At 39.4% G+C, this 20,017-nt stretch carries 12 protein-coding genes; 3 read left to right on the forward strand and 9 right to left on the reverse strand.

Translation table 11 applies throughout. The annotated features are described in order from the left end of the window. Positions 1-84: 84 nt before the first annotated feature. From PLANO_RS13770 to PLANO_RS13800, 7 genes are all read right to left on the reverse strand, one after another. The gene (locus PLANO_RS13770) at positions 85-1,956 is read right to left on the reverse strand and encodes an alpha-E domain-containing protein (RefSeq protein WP_038705008.1); all 1,872 of its coding nucleotides are present in this window, start codon (positions 1,954-1,956) and stop codon (positions 85-87) included. After that, positions 1,956-3,413: a circularly permuted type 2 ATP-grasp protein gene (locus PLANO_RS13775; protein WP_038705009.1), complete on the reverse strand. Its 1,458-nt coding sequence runs from the start codon at positions 3,411-3,413 to the stop codon at positions 1,956-1,958. The genes PLANO_RS13770 and PLANO_RS13775 overlap by 1 nt, the downstream gene beginning before the upstream one ends. Positions 3,414-3,522: 109 nt before the next feature. Further along, positions 3,523-3,987, reverse strand: a complete 465-nt coding sequence (locus PLANO_RS13780; protein WP_038705010.1) for a hypothetical protein — start codon at positions 3,985-3,987, stop codon at positions 3,523-3,525. A 167-nt stretch (positions 3,988-4,154) separates the two neighbouring features. After that, complete coding sequence (locus PLANO_RS13785; RefSeq protein ID WP_038705011.1) at positions 4,155-5,642, reverse strand: glutamate synthase subunit beta; 1,488 nt, start codon at positions 5,640-5,642, stop codon at positions 4,155-4,157. 107 nt (positions 5,643-5,749) lie between these two features. Then, positions 5,750-10,336: a glutamate synthase large subunit gene (gene gltB / locus PLANO_RS13790; protein WP_038705012.1), complete on the reverse strand. Its 4,587-nt coding sequence runs from the start codon at positions 10,334-10,336 to the stop codon at positions 5,750-5,752. Positions 10,337-10,587: 251 nt separating this feature from the next. Continuing rightward, a complete protein-coding gene (gene recQ, locus PLANO_RS13795) occupies positions 10,588-12,363 on the reverse strand; it encodes a DNA helicase RecQ (protein WP_038705013.1) in 1,776 nt (591 codons plus the stop codon). Between the two features lie 144 nt (positions 12,364-12,507). After that, positions 12,508-12,864 carry a helix-turn-helix domain-containing protein gene (locus PLANO_RS13800; protein WP_038705014.1) on the reverse strand — a complete coding sequence of 119 codons (357 nt, stop codon included), beginning with the start codon at positions 12,862-12,864 and terminating at the stop codon, positions 12,508-12,510. Positions 12,865-13,404: 540 nt separating this feature from the next. Between PLANO_RS13800 and PLANO_RS13805 the strand changes: the two genes are divergently transcribed. Beyond that, positions 13,405-14,901: a peptide MFS transporter gene (locus tag PLANO_RS13805; RefSeq protein ID WP_038705015.1), complete on the forward strand. Its 1,497-nt coding sequence runs from the start codon at positions 13,405-13,407 to the stop codon at positions 14,899-14,901. Between the two features lie 582 nt (positions 14,902-15,483). Here PLANO_RS13805 and PLANO_RS13810 read toward each other — a convergent pair. Together PLANO_RS13810 and PLANO_RS13815 are read right to left on the reverse strand one after the other, a co-directional pair. Beyond that, positions 15,484-16,125: a pentapeptide repeat-containing protein gene (locus tag PLANO_RS13810; RefSeq protein WP_038705016.1), complete on the reverse strand. Its 642-nt coding sequence runs from the start codon at positions 16,123-16,125 to the stop codon at positions 15,484-15,486. A 70-nt stretch (positions 16,126-16,195) separates the two neighbouring features. Beyond that, a complete protein-coding gene (locus PLANO_RS13815; protein ID WP_038705017.1) occupies positions 16,196-16,885 on the reverse strand; it encodes a universal stress protein in 690 nt (229 codons plus the stop codon). Positions 16,886-17,203: 318 nt separating this feature from the next. Here PLANO_RS13815 and PLANO_RS13820 point away from each other — a divergent pair, with 318 nt between their 5' ends. Both PLANO_RS13820 and PLANO_RS13825 read left to right on the forward strand, forming a co-directional pair. Next, complete coding sequence (locus PLANO_RS13820) at positions 17,204-19,606, forward strand: Na+/H+ antiporter subunit A (RefSeq protein WP_038705018.1); 2,403 nt, start codon at positions 17,204-17,206, stop codon at positions 19,604-19,606. Beyond that, a complete protein-coding gene (locus PLANO_RS13825; protein ID WP_008498308.1) occupies positions 19,593-20,015 on the forward strand; it encodes a Na(+)/H(+) antiporter subunit B in 423 nt (140 codons plus the stop codon). The genes PLANO_RS13820 and PLANO_RS13825 overlap by 14 nt, the downstream gene beginning before the upstream one ends. The last annotated feature ends 2 nt before the right edge of the window (positions 20,016-20,017 follow it).

Raw genomic sequence — 20,017 nt, forward strand, 5'->3', positions numbered from 1 at the left:
AGGTTCTTCTATTATCGCACGGATTAGAACATTCTGCAGTTAAACGATTATTAAGTTATATCTAGTTTTGGTGAATCGACCCTATCATTGGTCCATTAAACTGACCGAAACTTTGACGTCTAATGACTGACTGCCACCTCGATAAACACCTTGTACTGGGCTCACATCATTATAGTCACGTCCAACGCCGACACGGATATGATTTTCTAATGCTTCTACATTATTTGTTGGATCTAGACCAACCCAACCAATTCCCGGCACCATCACTTCTACCCAGGCATGACTTGCTGCATCTCCCACAAGTGCAGAGTTTTCACCTACATATAAATATCCACTTACATAGCGTGCTGGAATATGCTTACTACGCAGAATCCCAAGCATAACGTGTGTAATATCTTGGCAGACACCTTTTTTAAGGGAGAACGATTCTTCTGCTTTTGTATGAACCGTTGTCGAATCTCCGTCATACGTAAAATGTTGATGGATATACTCCATGACATCAATCGCATATTGCACTGGGTTTTTCATTGTCCCAAGCTCACGATCAATTTGACTCATTTGTTCCGGTGTTAAGTAAGTGTAGGCTGTGTTACTTAAAAAAGCTAAATAATGCTCTCCGAATAATTGCGAATGAAAAATAGCATTCATTTCTGGAGAATAGTCTATTCGGTGGATAAATGGGCTTTTTTGAATACTGACAATCGAGCTTGTTTTAACTTCTAAATGCTGGTGATGCTCCGCAATAAAAAAGGTTTCTACATGGTTACCCCAAATATCAATATGTTCTTTTGTTAAAGAAGCAGGTGTAATTTCTGCGCGATAAGATAAAAGACGCTGACACTCATCTGTTCTTGGTTTTAAACGAATCGAGTTCATACTTTGATCGACAATGGTGTCATATTTGAATACATTCGTATGTTCAATTTTAAATTTCATAGAAGTTATTCCTTTCGCGCCCATGCTCTGTGATTGGCTGGATTCTACCAATTTCGTCTCGGAATCGCTTAAATAATAAGTCTTCGAGAATATATGCCCTACTTCATTGCAATTGTTTTGAAAATCATTGAGAAATTCCATAATTTCATCCGAGTTTAGTTCCTCCATACTGACTTCCTTAAACTCTTTTTGTAATTGATCTAGTTTTGCGTAAAGCTCCCAAGAATAATGCGAAATTTTCCCATCTTCCAGTTCATCCACTGCCTGGCGTACATGTGCCAAACAATAACGTATCGATCGTGGAAAATTGGTATTGGCAATTAAAAACGACAACACTTTTTTTGGTTTCATTTGGGGCGGATTCATTTTTAAATAAGCATTATAGCCGTTCGTCATTCGTAAAGCAGCTAACCAATAATAATAGTCTTCGGACTGCGTTTGAAATGCTCTTTCTAGTGTCCGTTCGCAAACTACATTTAAAATACGGGCTGTTTTTTCTGCACGCTCTAACCACTTAGCGATTTTAATAATCTGATATGGGACCCCGCGAGGCATAGAAGATTCGACAATCCCTTGTGTAATCAATGAGGTTAATTTGACTTGTTCTAAGAAGTCCCGCATTTGTTTAACGGTACAACTTTGTTGGTCCATTTCCTGTAATGTTAAATAACAGCGATTCCAAGCTTCCCAATAATCATCTGGAATATGATCTCTACTAATTCGGGCATTTTCTCGAACCACTTTTACACAGCTTGCGACAGCGTTGAAATTACTTTCTTCCATCGCCAAATAATATACAAGTTGGTCTTCTTGATAGCTCGGCATAGATTGTATTCGTTCCATCGTCTCGGTTGAAGCACAAATCTCATAAACCAATTTCCAGTCACTGCCTCGGGCCAACTCTTCGTCAGAGGCTTCAATCATCTGCAATAATTGCACGTCTAAAATGCGAGCATTATTCTCTGCCCTTTCTACATTTCTCGACATCCAATACAAAGAATTCGCTACACGACTAAGCATCAAGAGTCCCCCTCTTCTTCTTTATTTTTGAATACCCACGTATCCTTTCCGCCGCCACCTTGCGAAGAATTAACGACAAGAGAACCTTCTTTTAAAGCAACACGTGAAAGTCCGCCTGGCATAACATGCGTATCTCTCCCTCTTACCACAAAGACTCTCAAATCAACGTGACACGGATAAAACTCTTCTCCTTGATATGCTGGAGCACGAGACAGTTTAATAGTTGGTTGGGCAATGTATTGGTGTGGTGTTTCAATGATTTTCTCACGGAATATTTCGATCAACTCTTCAGATGCATGGGGTCCAACGAGCATATCGTAACCACCTGAGGCCCCAACATTTTTAACCACCAATTCATGTAAGTGATCTAATACCCATTCCCTTTCCTCCGGATTATCCAATAGATAGGTTTTCACATTATCGATAATTGGCTCTTCTCCCAAATAATAGCGAATCATGTCTGGTACATAAGCATAAATGGCTTTATCGTCAGCTACTCCATTGCCAATTCCATTTAATATAGCCACATTCCCTTTTCGATAAGCAAGCAGTAATCCCGGAACCCCTAGTGTAGATTCAGCAAGAAATGCTTCTGGGTCAAGGTAATCATCATCAATACGACGATATATGATATCGACTCGTTTTAAGCCTCTCATGGATTTCATATAGACAATATTTTTTTTGACGATTAAATCTCTACCTTCCACCAAATCAATGCCCATCTGCTGTGCTAAAAAAACATGATCATAATAAGCAGAATTATACATCCCTGGCGTTAACAACACTGCAAAAGCCTTGTCTTTTCTCGATTCTGGGGCATGATCGAGTATCGCTTGGTGTAAATGCGACAGCTGGTGTTCGAGGGTATGAACAGACTGGCTAGCGAAAAATTCGGGGTACACTTGCCGCATAACATAACGATTTTGGTACACATATGACAAACCTGAAGGATTGCGTAAATTATCTTCAAGCACATGATATTTTCCTTCTTCATCACGAATCAAATCAATGCCAGCTAAAAAAATATGATTTTTTAGCGGAATGTCTATTCCTTTTACTTGTTCATCATAATAATAAGGATTTTCTTCCACTAATCGTCTTGGAACAATTCCATCCTTGAGTATGCGCTTTTCATTGTAAACATCTTCTAAAAATTGATTGAGTGCTTCGGCACGTTGAATCATTCCTTTTTCGATCACTTCCCAATCTTCCGAAGGAATAATAATCGGAACAAAATCAAAAGGCATTGTTCTTTCAGTGCCCACATTATTGTTATAAACAGTGAACGTAATGCCTTGCCTTAAAAATGATAATTGAGCGGTCTCGTGCTTTTCTTTAAGCTCCTCTTTCGAAAACCTTTGAAGAACATCGAAAAACTTCCTATAATGCGATTTCGGTTTTCCATGCGGCGTAAACATTTCGTCAAAAAATGCTCCTGTTGAATAAGTTTTGAACAAACCGATGACCCCCTCTAATACATAGAATATTCAGACAAAAAATGAGTAAGAAAAAGCTATGCCGTTTCTGCAAACGCGCATAGCTTATCTTAATTCTATTATAACAAAATCATTTTCCGAATGTTGAATCTTCTGAAGATGACTGATTTTTTTTCAAAGAATCGCCAGTGCTTCCGCCGAAATCCCCGCTTGTCGGCTTGTTACTGTCCGCAGCACTTGCGCTAAAATCACTCTTGGAGCTATCTGTCTGTTTCGCAGTAGAATCCTGAAATTCTTTATTGGCTTTGTCTAAAACTTCTTTTTCTTTATTCATCATATCTTGCTGAGCATCTATTGCCGTTTTCACTTTTTCCACTGCTTTGTTGACTGTCGGTTTTACTTTATCAACCATGCCACCAGATTGTTCGTTTAAACGATCAAGCCCTTTTTTAATACTTGCTTTTACTTCCTCTTTATTAACTTGAGAAGTTCTGCCTGTCATCGTTTTTTGTTGAGTCATTGCCGCGCCAATTACAGCACCAAGACCGATTAAGACAAGCTTACCAAATAGGCCACCTGATGAATTTCTAGCCATATAAATCACTCCATTCTTAAAGTAGTTAAACTATTTTTATAAAGTATTGACTAATTTTTTTGTTTCTAAACATTTAAGTAAATAATGATACCTAAAAATAATTTTCAAAAAAACTGCGACAACTTCTGATTCAAGGTTGTCGCAGTTTAAAAATGATTCTTTTTTATTTACGGTAATACGGTAGTGCCCATTAAGAAACGATCGCATTCACGCGCTGCTTCACGACCTTCGTTTATCGCCCAAACGATTAAACTTTGACCACGACGCACATCACCTGCTGCAAAAATACCTTCTACACTTGTATTGTATTTGCCATACTCTGCTTTTGCTCTTGAATTCGTCTCTGTTTCAATTTCCAATTGCTGTAGTAGGTCCTGTTCTGGTCCACTAAAGCCAATGGCGATTAACACTAAGTCAGCTTTCCAGACTTTTTCAGTCCCTGGAATTTCTTCACGAATTCGATTGCCTTGCTCGTCTATTTTCAATTTCACATTGACTGTATGCACTTCTTTTAATTCACCTTGTTCATTGCCGACAAACTTCTTGGTCATAACAGCATATGCACGCGGATCTTCTCCAAAAGTTGCAGCTGCTTCTTTATGACCGTATTCGATACGATGAACTTTTGGATATTGCGGCCACGGATTGCCTTTTTCATCACGAATTGCACCTTTTTTATCGTATACATCAAACTGAACAAGGCTCTTACACTCATGACGCACTGATGTCGCTAAACAATCTGTACCTGTATCTCCGCCTCCGATAACGATGACGTTTTTGTCTTTTGCGGAAATATATTCACCATCTTCAAAGTTCGAATCTAGCAAACTTTTTGTACTAGCATGTAAAAAGTCCATCGCAAAGTGAACACCCTTTAGTTCGCGACCTTCTATATCAATATTTCGGTGCACAGTTGATCCTGTACACATGATTACCGCATCAAAATCTGCTTTTAGTTTTGAAGAAGGATAATTTTTCCCTACTTCTACACTTGTAATGAACGTAATGCCTTCTTGCTCAAGAATGTTCACTCGTCTGGTCACCATATCATATGGCAGTTTCATTTCTGGAATTCCATAGGTCAATAAGCCACCAACACGATCGCTTTTTTCAAAGACCGTTACGAGATGACCTGCTTTGTTTAACTGCGCTGCAGCAGCGAGACCTGCTGGCCCAGAACCAATAACCGCTACTTTTTTACCAGTTCGTGTTTTAGGTGGTTCTGGCACTACCCAACCTTCTGCAAATCCACGCTCAATGATCGAACGCTCTACTGTACGAATCGCTACAGGTGGTTCGTTAATGCCTAAAACACAGGCCCCTTCGCAAGGTGCCGGACAAGCTACTCCGGTAAACTCTGGGAAATTATTTTTTAAGTGCTCTCGGTGCAATGCTTCTTTCCATTGGTCACGGTAGACAAGATCGTTCCACTCCGGAATTAGGTGGTTTACAGGGCACCCTGTCGTTACATTTTCAAGTTCCATTCCTGTATGACAGGTTGGCACTCCACAATCCATACAACGTGCACCTTGCTTAGCAACTTCTTCATTTGTTAAAGGGATGGTGTAGTCGTTCCAGTCTTTTGTCCGTTCAGCCGGTAGTCGCTCTTTGACCGTTTGCCTGTCGTATTCCATAAATCCTGTTGGTTTCCCCATAGTTTCCCTCCTATACACATTACTTGATCTATTCTTCAGCGTTAGAGATAAAATTGAACGTAAATTTTTTAAGTTGCACGCTTTCTGCAAGAGGCACTAGAGCAAGCTTATTTGCCTGCTCCAGCCATTTTACTTTCCTCAAATGCAGCCATTTCAGCTTCGTCTCTTGTCATCCCACCGCTCTGCAGTTTATCAATTCGTTCATTAATCTGAAGATAAGCTTTTGGAATAACACGGACAAATTTAGCGGAATAGATGTCCCAATTCTTCAATAAGCGTGTTCCATTACGACTGCTTGTATAATGCACATGCTTTTTAATCATTTCACGTAATTCTTCGATTTCGGCTGGATCCGCAAGTGGTTGTAGATGAACCATCTCTGCGTTGCAACGCTCGCTAAATGTGCCTTCTTCATCAAGGACATATGCAATGCCTCCTGACATACCTGCCGCAAAGTTCTTGCCGGTTTGCCCAAGAATTGCGACTCGACCGCCAGTCATATATTCACAACCATGGTCACCAACACCTTCGACAACAATGTTTGCTCCACTGTTTCTGACCGCAAAACGTTCCCCAGCAACACCATAAATATAAGCTTCACCGGCTGATGCTCCGTAAAACGAGACATTTCCGATGATAATGTTTTTCTCAGGAATAAATGTTGAATCTAGCGCTGGATAAACCAATATTTTACCGCCCGACAATCCTTTTCCAACAAAGTCATTGGCATCTCCGATTAAATTCATCGTCATCCCTTTTGGAATAAACGCTCCGAAACTTTGTCCGGCTGATCCTTGGAAGTTCAAGTTGACGGTATCTTCTGGCAATCCTTCCGCACCGTAACGTTTGGAAATAGCGCTACCGACAATCGTTCCTGTTGCTCTATGAATATTACGAATGGCTGTAGCCACTTCTACACGTTCACCTGTTTCAATGGCTTTTTTGCATCGTGGCAATAATTCCTGATAATCCAAAGTTTGTTCTAATTCATGATTTTGCTTAATGGTTGCATAACGTCCCACTTTTGCAGGTAGATCGGGTTGATACAACAAGGCTGTTAAATCGATGCCGCCTGCTTTCCAATGATCGATTGCCTGGTTTGCTTCAATAACGTCAGTTCGACCAATCATTTCATTGATTGTACGGAATCCGAGTTCAGCCATTAGTTCACGCGCTTCACGTGCGATAAAACGCATAAAGTTAACGACATGTTCTGGATCTCCGCCATATTTTTCGCGTAGCTCTGGATTTTGAGTTGCAATACCAACAGGACATGTATCTAAATGACATACACGCATCATTACGCAACCAAGCACGACAAGAGGTGCTGTTGAAAATCCGAATTCTTCAGCTCCAAGTAGGGCTGCTGTCACGACGTCGCGACCGGTCATCATTTTGCCGTCTGTTTCGACAACAATTCGATCCCGAAGACCGTTTAAAAGAAGTGTTTGATGCGTCTCAGCTAAACCAATTTCCCACGGCAATCCTGTGTGCTTCAAGCTTGTTTTTGGTGCTGCTCCAGTTCCGCCGTCATAACCACTGATTAATACGACATCCGCACGCCCCTTTGCAACACCCGCTGCAATCGTTCCAACGCCTACAGCCGATACCAATTTAACGCTTATGCGTGCCGATGGATTGGCATTTTTTAAATTAAAAATCAGTTCCGCTAAATCTTCAATAGAATAAATATCATGATGCGGTGGTGGTGAAATTAATTCCACGCCTGGAGTAGAACCACGAACTTCTGCAATCCATGGATATACTTTCTTGCCTGGTAAGTGTCCGCCTTCTCCTGGCTTAGCTCCTTGCGCTACTTTAATTTGAATCTCATCCGCATTCACTAAATAATGGCTTGTTACACCAAAACGACCTGAAGCGACTTGTTTAATCGCACTACGGCGGTTATCTCCATTTTCATCAGGGATAAAACGAGAAGTTTCTTCCCCGCCTTCTCCTGAATTACTTCTTCCACCAATACGGTTCATGGCAACAGCTAGAGCTTCGTGCGCTTCTTTACTAATAGAACCATATGACATCGCACCTGTTTTAAAGCGCGCACAAATTTCGTCAACCGTTTCTACTTCATCAATCGGGACTGGCGTTCGTTTCTTAAAGGACATTAAGCCACGTAATGATTGAAGGTTCGCTTTTTCATCCGTTAGTAAATTCGTATATTTCTTAAAGACATCGTAGTTATTTGTCCGACATGCATGTTGCAATGTATGAATTGTTTTCGGATTGTATTGATGATTTTCTCCATTTTCACGGTATTGGAATTCATCACCTGATTCTAGTGCTTGATTGTCTCCTTGAGCTACAGGATATGCTGTTGCATGTCTCATGAGAACTTCTTGCGCAATGATATCAAGGCCAATTCCGCCCAGACGCGAAGAAGTACGTGTAAAGTATTTATCGATAACGTTCATATGAATACCGACAGCTTCAAAAATTTGAGCACCGCGGTAACTTTGAATCGTTGAAATACCCATTTTGGACAATACTTTAATGATGCCATCTGTAACAGCTTTAACATAAGTCGTTTCTGCTTCTTCAAAGCTTACATTTGGAATATCACCGATATCGATTAGGTTTTCAATCGTATCAAAAGCCAAGTAAGGATTGATACCTTCTGCACCATACCCCAGAAGAGCCGCAAAATGATGCACTTCACGAGGTTCTGCAGATTCGAGCAATATGCTCATTTGAATGCGCGTTTCTTGGCGAATCAAATAATGATGCAAACCTGACACAGCTAAAAGCGCAGGAATTGCCGCGTACTCTTCATTTACACCTCGATCAGACAAAATTAGTAGTTTGGCTCCATCTTTAATGGCTTGGTCTGCCTCAGCAAAAACTGCGTCCAACCTTTTTTCCATGGCTGCTGTACCTTCATCTTTTTTGAATAAAATTGATATCGTAGCAGGTTTGAAAACAGGAAGATCTTGCTGACGTAATTTTTCCAGTTCTGCATTTGTTAAAATTGGTGTTTCTAATCGAATGTGGCGCGCACTTTCCGGAGTTGGTTGCACCAAATTCGCTTCTGCTCCAATTGTGGTCCGCGCAGCTGTAATAATATGTTCACGGATCGCATCGATCGGTGGATTTGTTACTTGTGCAAATAATTGTTTAAAGTAGTTATAGAGAAGTTGTGGCTTTTTCGATAAAACAGCTAAAGGTGAATCATAGCCCATAGAACCAACAGGATCTTTTCCTTCAGTCGCTAACGGTTTTATGATTTTTTGAACTTCTTCCATTGTATAACCAAATGCTAACTGCCTTTTGATCAACGGTTCTGCATTAGTTGATTTAGATGGCATTACCGGCTCTGGAAAATCATCCATATCAAACATATTTTTATCGATAAAATCTTTATAAGGCAATTCTCCTGCTATTTGAAGTTTAATTTCTTCATCTGGAATAATCTTTCCTTCTTCTAAATCGACTAATAGCATCTTACCTGGACGTAAGCGATCTTTGTAAATAATGTCATCCGCAAAAATATCCAATGCGCCGACTTCTGAACCCATGACAATCATGCCGCTTTTCGTCACATAATAACGAGCAGGTCGAAGGCCGTTTCGATCAAGGCAAGCTGCAATTTGTTTCCCATCTGTAAAGACGAGTGCAGCGGGACCATCCCATGGCTCCATTAAAGTACTGTGGTACTCATAAAAGTCCCTTTTTTCTTTTTTTATCGTGTGATCGTTAACCCATGGTTCTGGTACCATCATCATTGCTGTATGCGCAAGAGATCTTCCAGATAAATGCAAAAATTCAAAACAGTTATCAAACATTGAAGAGTCACTGCCTGTTTCATCAATTACAGGTAAAACCTTTTTAAGGTCATCTTTATTAAATGCCGGTGATTCACACAGTACTTGACGGGCACGCATCCAGTTGACGTTTCCTCTCAATGTGTTGAATTCACCATTGTGGATGGAGTAACGATTAGGGTGCGAACGCTGCCAACTTGGGAAGGTGTTCGTACTAAAACGAGAGTGGACGAGAGCTAACGCTGATTTGAATTCAGGGTGGTTGAGGTCTATATAAAATGAATCTAGTTGTTCTGGGATAAGCATACCTTTATAAACAATCGTTCCTGCCGAAAGACTGCTGAAATATACATCTTTAAAATCTTCTTTGCCAAGCATAGCCTGCTCGATTCGTTTACGAATAATATAAAGTCGACGCTCGAGGTCAATTCGGTTTTCCAAGCCATGCGCGGCTCCGATAAACACTTGTCGAATAACCGGCTTCGTTTTTGATGCCACTTTTCCAACAAACGAATCATTGACGGGTACTGGTCGCCATCCGAGACAAATTTGTCCTTCTTCTTGAATAATTTGATGAATCATTTCTTTTGTTTTCATACGTAAATCATAGTCTTGCGGCATAAAGAGCATACCAATGCCGTACTTACCTTCTTCTGGCAATGTAATTCCTTCTTTTTCACATTGCTTTAAGAAAAAGCGATGTGGAATTTGAGTTAAAATTCCAGCGCCATCTCCAGTGCTCGTATCTGAGGATTGTCCGCCGCGATGCTCAAGATTACACAATATATTAATCGCATTTTGTACGATTGCATGTGATTTTTCTCCATTTATGTTGGCGATCATCCCGATTCCGCATGCCTCATGCTCTTGATCTGGATGATAAAGCCCTTGTGGAATTGGGTATTCTTTTTTACTCATCAAACCGCCTCCTTCATAACACTCATGTGTCATAATATTTTGATAGTATATCATAAGTCTGAATATATATACAATTCCCTAAAGTAAAAAAATACTAATAATAGTGCCGAATCCTTAACATATCAATGAAAACGTTTCCATTTCATGAATCTTAAACAGAATACTCCTATAATGAAAAAATGCATATTTATACAAGTCAGACAATTTAAAAATTAAAAAACCCCATTTTGTATGGGGTTTTTTGCTTATATTTATTCATTTTTTATAGCATCAAAAGAATGAATTGCCTGTAAAAATGCTTCTCCGTATTTTTCAAGCTTATTTGCACCTACGCCGTTTACTTTTAAAAATTCAGCTTCGTTCTTCGGTTTTCTCGCTACCATGTCTTGCAATGTTTTATCAGAAAAAATAACAAAAGGTGGAACTCCAGCACTCTCTGCTAATTTCTTGCGAATAACGCGCAATTCTTCAAATAAAGGATCGTTAGTAGCGATCTGTTTTGTTACGACAGCCCCTTTTCTTAGAACCTGTCGTTTACCTAACAATACATCTCTTCCACCATCAGGAACATAAATCGTTGGAAATGACCCTTGTTCTACAGCTAACAATTCTTGAGAAATCATAAACTCAATTAGATTTGAAACTTCCTTCGAATTTTGGTGTTTTAAAATTCCATAAGTCGAAAGTTTATCAAAACCAAAATCCAGTATTTTTTTATTGCGCGAACCTGTCAACACTTGAGCTGTCATCACTTTGCCAAATTTCTGTCCCATGCGAATAACACATGACAGCACCATTTGAACATCTTTCGTGACATCCAGACTTTCACGATCATCTAAGCAATTCCCGCAATGTCCACAAGGTTCCGCCGCCGTGTCTCCAAAATAATGGATGATAAACTGTTGTAAGCAATTTTCGGTATGACAATAGTCCACCATCCCTTGCAATTTCACTAGTTCTCCTGGAATTCGACTAGGGTCTTGCGCTTGGTCGATTAAAAATCGTTGTGTTTGGACATCTTGCGACGCGTACAACACAATACATTCACTCGGCAAACCGTCTCGCCCAGCACGACCTGCTTCTTGATAATAGCTTTCCATGTTTTTGGGGACTTGGTAGTGAATTACGAACCTTATATTGCTTTTGTCTATCCCCATTCCAAATGCATTTGTTGCTACCATAACTGTTACTTCGTCATTTAGAAAACGTTCTTGACCACTTTTTCTTTCATGGTCCGGCATTCCTGCATGGTACTTGGCCGCCTTGATGCCTTTTTTTAGTAGCATCTCGTAAACTGAGTCTACTGTTTTGCGCGTAGCAGCGTAAATAATACCTGCTTCTTTATCGTTTTTCGCCACATATTCTTTTACGAACCGCTCGCGGTCTTGTCCACGCACAACTGAAAAGGTTAAGTTTGCCCGTTCAAAACCAGTCATCACCGTATGTTGTTCTTCGATATTCAATATTCGACAAATATCCTCTCGAACTTGGGGAGTCGCAGTAGCGGTCAAGGCCAAAACTGTTGGATTATTTGGAAACAACTCTGTCATGCGACTGATCAAGCGATAACTTGGACGGAAGTCGTGACCCCATTGCGAAATACAATGAGCTTCATCAACTGCAATCAGCGGGACGTGTACTCCTTGTAATTCATTAAGAAACATTTCTGAATCCAATCTTTCTGGAGCAATGTAAAGCAGTTTAATGGCTCCGCGCTGAACATCGATCAAGGTCTCTCGAACTTCATCAAAACCGAGAGAACTATTTATATAAGCAGCTGGAATACCCGCTGCTAAAAGTGCATCTACTTGATCTTTCATTAATGAAATCAAAGGAGATACAACTATTGTGGTTCCTTCCATGACTAACGCCGGAATTTGGTAGCACATCGACTTACCTCCGCCTGTCGGCATGACGCAAATCGAATTATGTCCTTCAAAAACTTGCGTAATGGCTTGCTCTTGGCCGATTCGGAATGACTCATAGCCAAAATGGGACTGTAGTAATTGCTTTGCGCTTTCCAACAAAATCGAACACTCCTAATACTCGTATCGTTAAGTTAGCTTACCACATTTTTGTAACTTTTTCTGTGGCAGAATCTTGAGAAGCGCATACAAAAAAATGTTCACTCCTTGAAAAGGAGTGAACATTTTTAGTGGTTCTATCTACTATTAAGAAGTCGCTGTGCCATAGCTACCCATACGGCGTTTAACCTGAATGAATGATGCGGCCTCAGCAATCTCAGTTTGATTTAGTGGTTGATCATCTAGCATTAAATTGTAGTCATTTAAGAAACTAGTATTTTGAAGATCTACATTGATAGTCCGTTCGTCACGATCCAGCAAACTGTCGACCGAAATCTCAAAATAATCAGCAAGTCTTTCAAGATGAACTACAGAAACTTGTTTTTTCCCACTTTCATAAGCCCAAACCGTACTTTTTGCAAAGCCGATTGCTTCTGCTAATTCTTCAGTAGATAGTCCTTTAGCTTCTCTTAAATCCTTGATTCGTTTGCTTAACTGTTTCATTTACATTCCTGCTCCCTAAAAAATATTCTAACTATTTTAAATATACTGCACTTTGAGTTTTTTTGCAATAAATACATGGATATTATTTAAAAAAATTGTGAATAATTAGTGAACAACAACTAATTATTACTAAATATGGTATTTAAATAGGTTATATTATTTACTTTTTTTAACACTATAAATAATTTTTCAAATAACAGGTAAATAGACACTTTAAAATCAGAACCTTTTTTCGGCACGAACCTAATTTTTATTTTTCTTTTACTTTTTCTGATCAATAAATAACAATGCCTTAATTTCTTCTATATAAAGGAGCAAGAAAGCCAGTTACAATTTAACAGCTAGTTTAATTAAGATTAAAGTTTACTATAAAACTTTTGTGTTCAGAATTTAATAACTATTTTGAAAAAATAATATCTTACCATTTTTAAGTCGTATTACACCTTTAAAGAAGGCTTTAGTATTGATTTTAAAATTTATTTTGATTTTTTCAATTAAAAAAAGTATTATGTTAGAATAAACAAAATGGAGGTTAGTATGATGTCTGAAAAATATTCTCGACAAGAGATTGTTAAAAGTGTTCCTCAAAAAGGCTTTTTTGGTCATCCAAAAGGGTTGTTCACATTGTTCTTCACTGAGTTCTGGGAACGGTTCTCTTATTATGGAATGAGAGCGATTCTAGTTTTCTATATGTATTACGAAATGTCCGAAGGTGGACTTGGTCTTGATCAGACGACGGCTTTATCTATTATGTCTATTTATGGATCGCTCGTTTACATGTCCGGAATTATCGGTGGTTGGTTAGCCGACAGGATATTTGGTACTTCTAAAGCTGTATTTTACGGTGGAATACTTATTATGCTTGGGCATATTGCTCTAGCAATACCTGGAAATTTAGCTTTATTCTTTGTTTCAATGGTCTTAATTGTACTGGGTACCGGTTTATTGAAACCAAACGTATCGAGTGTAGTCGGTGAAATTTATGCAGAAAATGATGATCGCCGCGATGCAGGATTCAGTATTTTCTATATGGGTATCAATATGGGTGGTTTCTTAGCACCGTTAATCGTTGGTACAGTTGGGATGAAAATCAGCTTTCACTTAGGTTTCAGTATTGCAGCTGTCGGGATGTTCCTTGGTTTGGTTATTTTCGTACTGACGAAGAAAAAGAATCTTGGTTTGGCAGGAACGGTTGTACCAAACCCGTTATTACCTTCTGAACGTAAAGCAACAATTAAAGCGTTTACTATTGGTGCATTGGTAATTGCAGCGGCAATTGCTATTGGAATTCCAACAGGATTATTGACCTTTAACAGCTTTGTCGGGATTGTCGGGGTTTTTGGTATTTTAATTCCGGTTGTCTATTTCACTGTTATGTACCGTAGTAAAAAAACAACAGAAGTGGAACGCTCGCATCTGTTAGCCTATATTCCTTTATTTATCGCATCCGTTATGTTCTGGGCAATTCAGGAGCAGGGTTCTACTATTCTTGCTGCATATGCAGATAAACGCACAGATCTTGAATTTGCAGGATTCACGATTTCTCCTGCTTGGTTCCAATCATTAAATCCATTATTCATCATTATGTTAGCTCCGGTTTTTGCCTGGTTATGGGTTAAACTTGGAAGCAAACAGCCATCGATTCCGCAAAAATTTTCTCTTGGATTACTATTTGCCGGTTTATCTTTCTTAGTTATTTTATTACCAGTTTATTTCGGCGGACCAACAGCATTGGTTAACCCACTTTGGCTTGTTCTTAGTTATTTTATTGTTGTATTAGGTGAGCTTTGCCTATCTCCAGTTGGATTATCAGCAACAACTAAATTGGCTCCTGCCGCTTTCTCAGCTCAAACAATGAGCTTGTGGTTCCTTTCTAACGCTGCTGCTCAAGCAATTAACGCACAGTTGGTTAAGTTCTACACAGTTGAAAACGAAATGATGTACTTCGGAATTATTGGTGGTGTGTCTATCGTTCTAAGTATCGCGTTGTTCGTCTTTGCTCCACGTATTCAAAGCTTTATGAAAGGCGTTCGCTAATTACCATAAAAGCAATCATAAAAACCCCGACAGTTTTTTACTGTCGGGGTTTTAGACTGTAGACAAAGTCTTAATAAGATGAATAGTGGTGTATAACCTCCAATCGATCTGGCCACTTCGCTTTCCTGTGGGCTCAGCTTCAGCCTCCTCGTCACTGACGTTCCTGCGGGGTCTTCAGCTTTCGCTATCCCACGGGAGTCTTCGTAGCCAGACCGATTGGAAGCATTTAGCTTTAATCAAAAAGGAGACTCCTCATTTGGTTCTTACTAAGAGCGTATTAATACGCTTCATAAGCCCAACACTTCAGGATTCGGAGCGCAAGCCCGCGGAAAGCGTCCGCCTGGAGCGCAGAATTCGATAGAAACAAGATGAAAAAACTATACATTCTTTACCGGTTATAACTATTCTTTTGTCTACAAGCCGAAACCCCGACAGTTTTTTACTGTCGGGGTTTTGTACTTACTTGAAAAAATCTTCTTATTTTATTCGCTTCAGGTGGACGTGTCCGGACTCACAGGATGTGAGTCATGTAGCTTTGCGACAGGACGTCGCTATGAATTTTTAAACGTTTCTTCTATAATATTAGTCGTTTGCTATAATCATGCCCATTTGACGTGCAAAGGCAATTGCTTGATCAGTAGAAACAGTGCAACCCTGAAGTTTGTCTATTGATACTTGAATGCTTTCAAAAGTGTTGGTGCTAAGATCGATTCCGTTAAGACTTGTTTGCGTAAAGTTGATGTCATTTAGATCACATAACCGGAATTCACTGTTCTTTAGTTCCATTTCATAAAAGTCGGCAAACCTCATGGTAGAAGAAACAAAGCTAACTGTGTTACATAAGGTAAAACCAAAAGTAGCATAATTTAGCATGCATTCTTCAAAGAGCGTATGACGAATTCCTGCTTCAGCAAAATTGGTCCCCATCAGTTTGGAGTTTCGAAATTCAGTTCGGTGAAAAACTGCACGGCTCATGTCCATGTTTGATAAATCACAATTCAAGAATATTACATCGACAAACTCCGAACGGGGCCAGCTCGCTTCAAGAAATGTAACATTTTCAAATACCACTCTATCGATATGGAGTGCTTCCTCTGTATTAAAGTCAATGGTTTCCTGTGAAATTCGGCAATTGCTTATGTAATGATCATCCAATGCCTCTGTAAAAGAACGTGTTTCTAATTCTTTTGGGAGCAAAGGTGTTAATCTTTTTGTTTTTTTCATGTCGCAGTCTCTCCTTTTGAACATACAAAAGACCGCCTCAATGACGAAGCAGTCTTTTGTTGTGTTTTATTTATTTTTTTACTAGTTCTTTCCCTAAACATTCATCAATAATTTCAGGTAATTCGATTCGATCTTCCGTTACTTCAACTTGATATATTTTATTGTCGTGCATGAATTTAAAGATTCCGTTATCAAAATCGGTACCAATTTCTTTAAAGAAAATCCCTTCAAGCTGACAATTTTTCGATTGTGTAAAATGGACTTTATAGCTGTCGTCGTCTTTCATCAAGTAACAGCGTACACCTTTTTCAAACTCGTCACCTTCGACGCCCTTAACTGTTCGCGCGACTGAAACCACATGCAAGTCTACAAAAGGAATTTCGCGAAGCAGCATGTTCAAGAATGAGCCTTTCGTGATTTCTTCCCATCTACTTCTTGCTGTCTGCCCCATGACAATTTGGGTAATATTGCAATCATGCGCCACTTCCCCAATCACTTTTGCAGTCGGCCGTTTTTCATTATCACGAACTATAAATTCTTCAGCATCATACTCTTCAGCAAGTTCTCTCCATCGTTCAATATAAGAGGCTTTTTCAGCATCAAATTCATTAACAGACATTGGATCTACCGTTAAAATATACAACGGACAATCTAGCATGGTAGCAAGCTTGTTACCCCGATTGATCAAACGTTCACCATTCGGTCCGTAAAAAACACACACCAAAATACTTTCATCCATTCGTCCTCTGATTTTTTTCATTTATGTTCACCTCACTGAAAATATAATCTGTATATCATTCTTCAAAACTATGAAATTATACTTCTTCCTATACAGGAAATCAAGTGTTCTAGATAATTTCTGGATTTTTCACCTAATCACATTTTCTAGATTCTTCATCAATACTGGCTGACAAATGAAAAGCATACTGATTTCCTGTATAATTTAGATTGATTGCCTTGCGAACCCTTACTATAGTACAAGACGGGACAAGCGTAAACCTTTTGCCCTCATTATATACCTGCTCTATTACTTTTACATTTAAAACTACTTATTTAGTCTATTCCAGGAGGTTTTGCTGTGTATCTATTGATCTTGGCCATTTTAATTCCTTTCGTTTTTACTGCCCTTATTCCACTTATACATAATCGAGTTGGCTCGATTCATCTTGGTTGGCTCGTATTAATTGTGCCAATCGCATTGTTCAGTATGTTTGTTATCCAAATCCCCGCTATTGCTAATGGTGATACTCTGATTCAAACAGTCCATTGGATTCCTTCAATAGGTATTAATTTTACTGTTTATCTTGATGGTCTTAGTTTAATTATGGCTTTGCTAATCACAGGTATGGGCGCACTTGTCGTTCTCTACTCTATCTACTATTTATCACCATCTGATTCTTTTCCACATTTTTACGCCTATTTGCTGCTCTTCATGGGCGCTATGCTCGGAATTGTCTTATCTGATAACCTCCTTGTGCTGTATGTCTTCTGGGAACTAACGAGTATTTCTTCTTTCTTATTAATTGCATTTTGGTATCATCGTAAAAATTCACGTTATGGTGCACAAAAATCATTATTGATCACAGTATTCGGTGGATTAGGTATGCTTGCTGGCTTTTTAATGTTGCACTCTATGACTGGAACTTTCAGTATTCGGGAAATTATCATTACTATTAGCCAATATACGGATCACACCTTGTTTTATCCTGCGATGTTCTTAGTCTTGCTCGGGGCATTTACCAAATCCGCACAATTCCCTTTTCATATTTGGTTACCTGATGCGATGGAAGCACCGACACCCGTTAGTGCTTACTTGCACTCGGCAACTATGGTCAAAGCTGGTATTTATCTAGTTGCTCGCTTTACACCAGTTTTTGGTGGCAATGCGGCTTGGTTTTGGACAGTTACACTTGTTGGACTGATCACCTTATTCTGGGGAGCGTATTGCGCGGTTCGTCAAACCGATTTAAAAGCTTTACTTGCCTACTCGACAATTAGTCAATTGGGCTTAATTATGAGCTTATTCGGCCTTGGTTCAGCAGCTATACACTTTGGCGATGGCGAGCAAGGGGCCTTTTATGGGTTAGCTATTTTTGCCGCCCTTTTCCACATGGTCAACCATTCCACATTTAAAGGTGCGCTATTCATGGTAGTTGGGATTGTCGATCACCAAGTAGGAACACGTGACATTCGGCGCTTGGGTGGACTAATGGCAGCTTTGCCAATTACCTTCACATTTGCTGTAATCGGTAGCTTTTCAATGGCTGGACTGCCATTTTTAAATGGCTTCTTAAGTAAAGAAATGTTTTTTACAGCTTCCGTTAATGCGGCTGGACTGCCTATATTTGGTGCTTCAACATGGGGATTAGTCATTCCAATTATTGCTTGGGTTGCTTCGGTATTCACTTTTGTTTACTGTATGATTTTCGTATTCCGCACTTTTTTTGGAACACCTCAACTAAAAAGGGGTGTTAGAAAACCAGTTGAGCCTACCTTAGGAATGCTCGTTTCTCCAGCTATACTTTGCGTATTTATTATTGGGTTATTTTTTGCTCCAAACTTGCTAGGTGATTATTTATTAAAACCTGCATTGAATGGCGTTATTCCAGGAATTTCAGGAGCTGCTCCTCATATTTCCGCATGGCACGGCTTGAATACAGAATTATTTATGACAATCGGTATCGTAATTGTTGGGACGATTCTTTTCCTTACTTTCCGCAGCTGGTTTAAAATCTTCCGGATTCAACCAGCAGGTTGGACGTTTACCGCTGTTTACAACTCATTTTTGAAAAATTTAAAAAGAGCGGCTAACTGGATTACGACGCATTATATGACAGGCCACTTACCCTCTTATTTTGCTTATATCTTTATGTTCTTTATGTTAATAGCTGGAGGTACACTCTTATTTACAGGAGCACTATCGATTGATTTGACTGCTGACTCGCCTATCAGTGTTTATGAAGGCTTACTCACCGCAGTAATGGCAATTGCAGCGATCAGCATCTTGTTTGCTAAGTCCCACCTTTCAGCAATTTTATTAAATGGCGTATTAGGTTTTTCTATTGCGATTTTCTTTGTGCTCTTCCGTGCACCTGATTTAGCATTAACACAGCTTGTTATCGAAACCGTCACAACTGTCTTATTTCTATTATGTTTTCTCTTTTTACCAGCATGGACTGCTGAAGATTCTTCCAAACGAATAAAACTTCGAAACGCATTAATTGCGATTGGTGGTGGACTTACGGTTACATTAATTGGTTTAACCGTTAATAGCGGCAAATTATTCGATAGCATCTCTGGTTATTTTGAAAATTCCTATGAACTCACAGGTGGAGAAAATATTGTGAATGCCATTTTAGGTGACTTCCGGGCCTTCGATACAATGCTTGAATCCCTCGTTTTGTTTATTGCAGGACTTGGTGTCTATACATTGATTCGCCTAAAGCTTGGAAAGGGGTCGGGGAAAGATGAACATCAATGATGTGATATTAAAAACGGTATCAAAAGCTGTTGTGTTGATCATTTTAACATTTGGTATTTATTTATTTTTCTCAGGACACAATCAACCAGGTGGCGGGTTTATTGGAGGTTTAGTTATTGCATCTGCTTTTGTACTGATGTTTTTATCCTACGATTCAGAAACTGTCAGTGAGGCATTACCTATCGATTTCAAGAAACTTTCTGGTCTCGGTGTACTACTCGCTATGACGAGCGGAATCGCACCCATGTTTTTAGGTGGTGCTTTTCTAAGTCAAAGTTTCGGCTATTTTGATTTGCCGATTTTCGGTAAAACTGAATTGGCCACTGTTACCATATTCGAAGCCGGCATCGCATTAACGGTCATTGGTGTTGTCGTGAATATAATTCTAAGCATAAGTGAGGATGAGTAGCC

It is taken from the genome of Planococcus sp. PAMC 21323 (assembly GCF_000785555.1).
In the GTDB taxonomy this organism is placed as follows: domain Bacteria; phylum Bacillota; class Bacilli; order Bacillales_A; family Planococcaceae; genus Planococcus.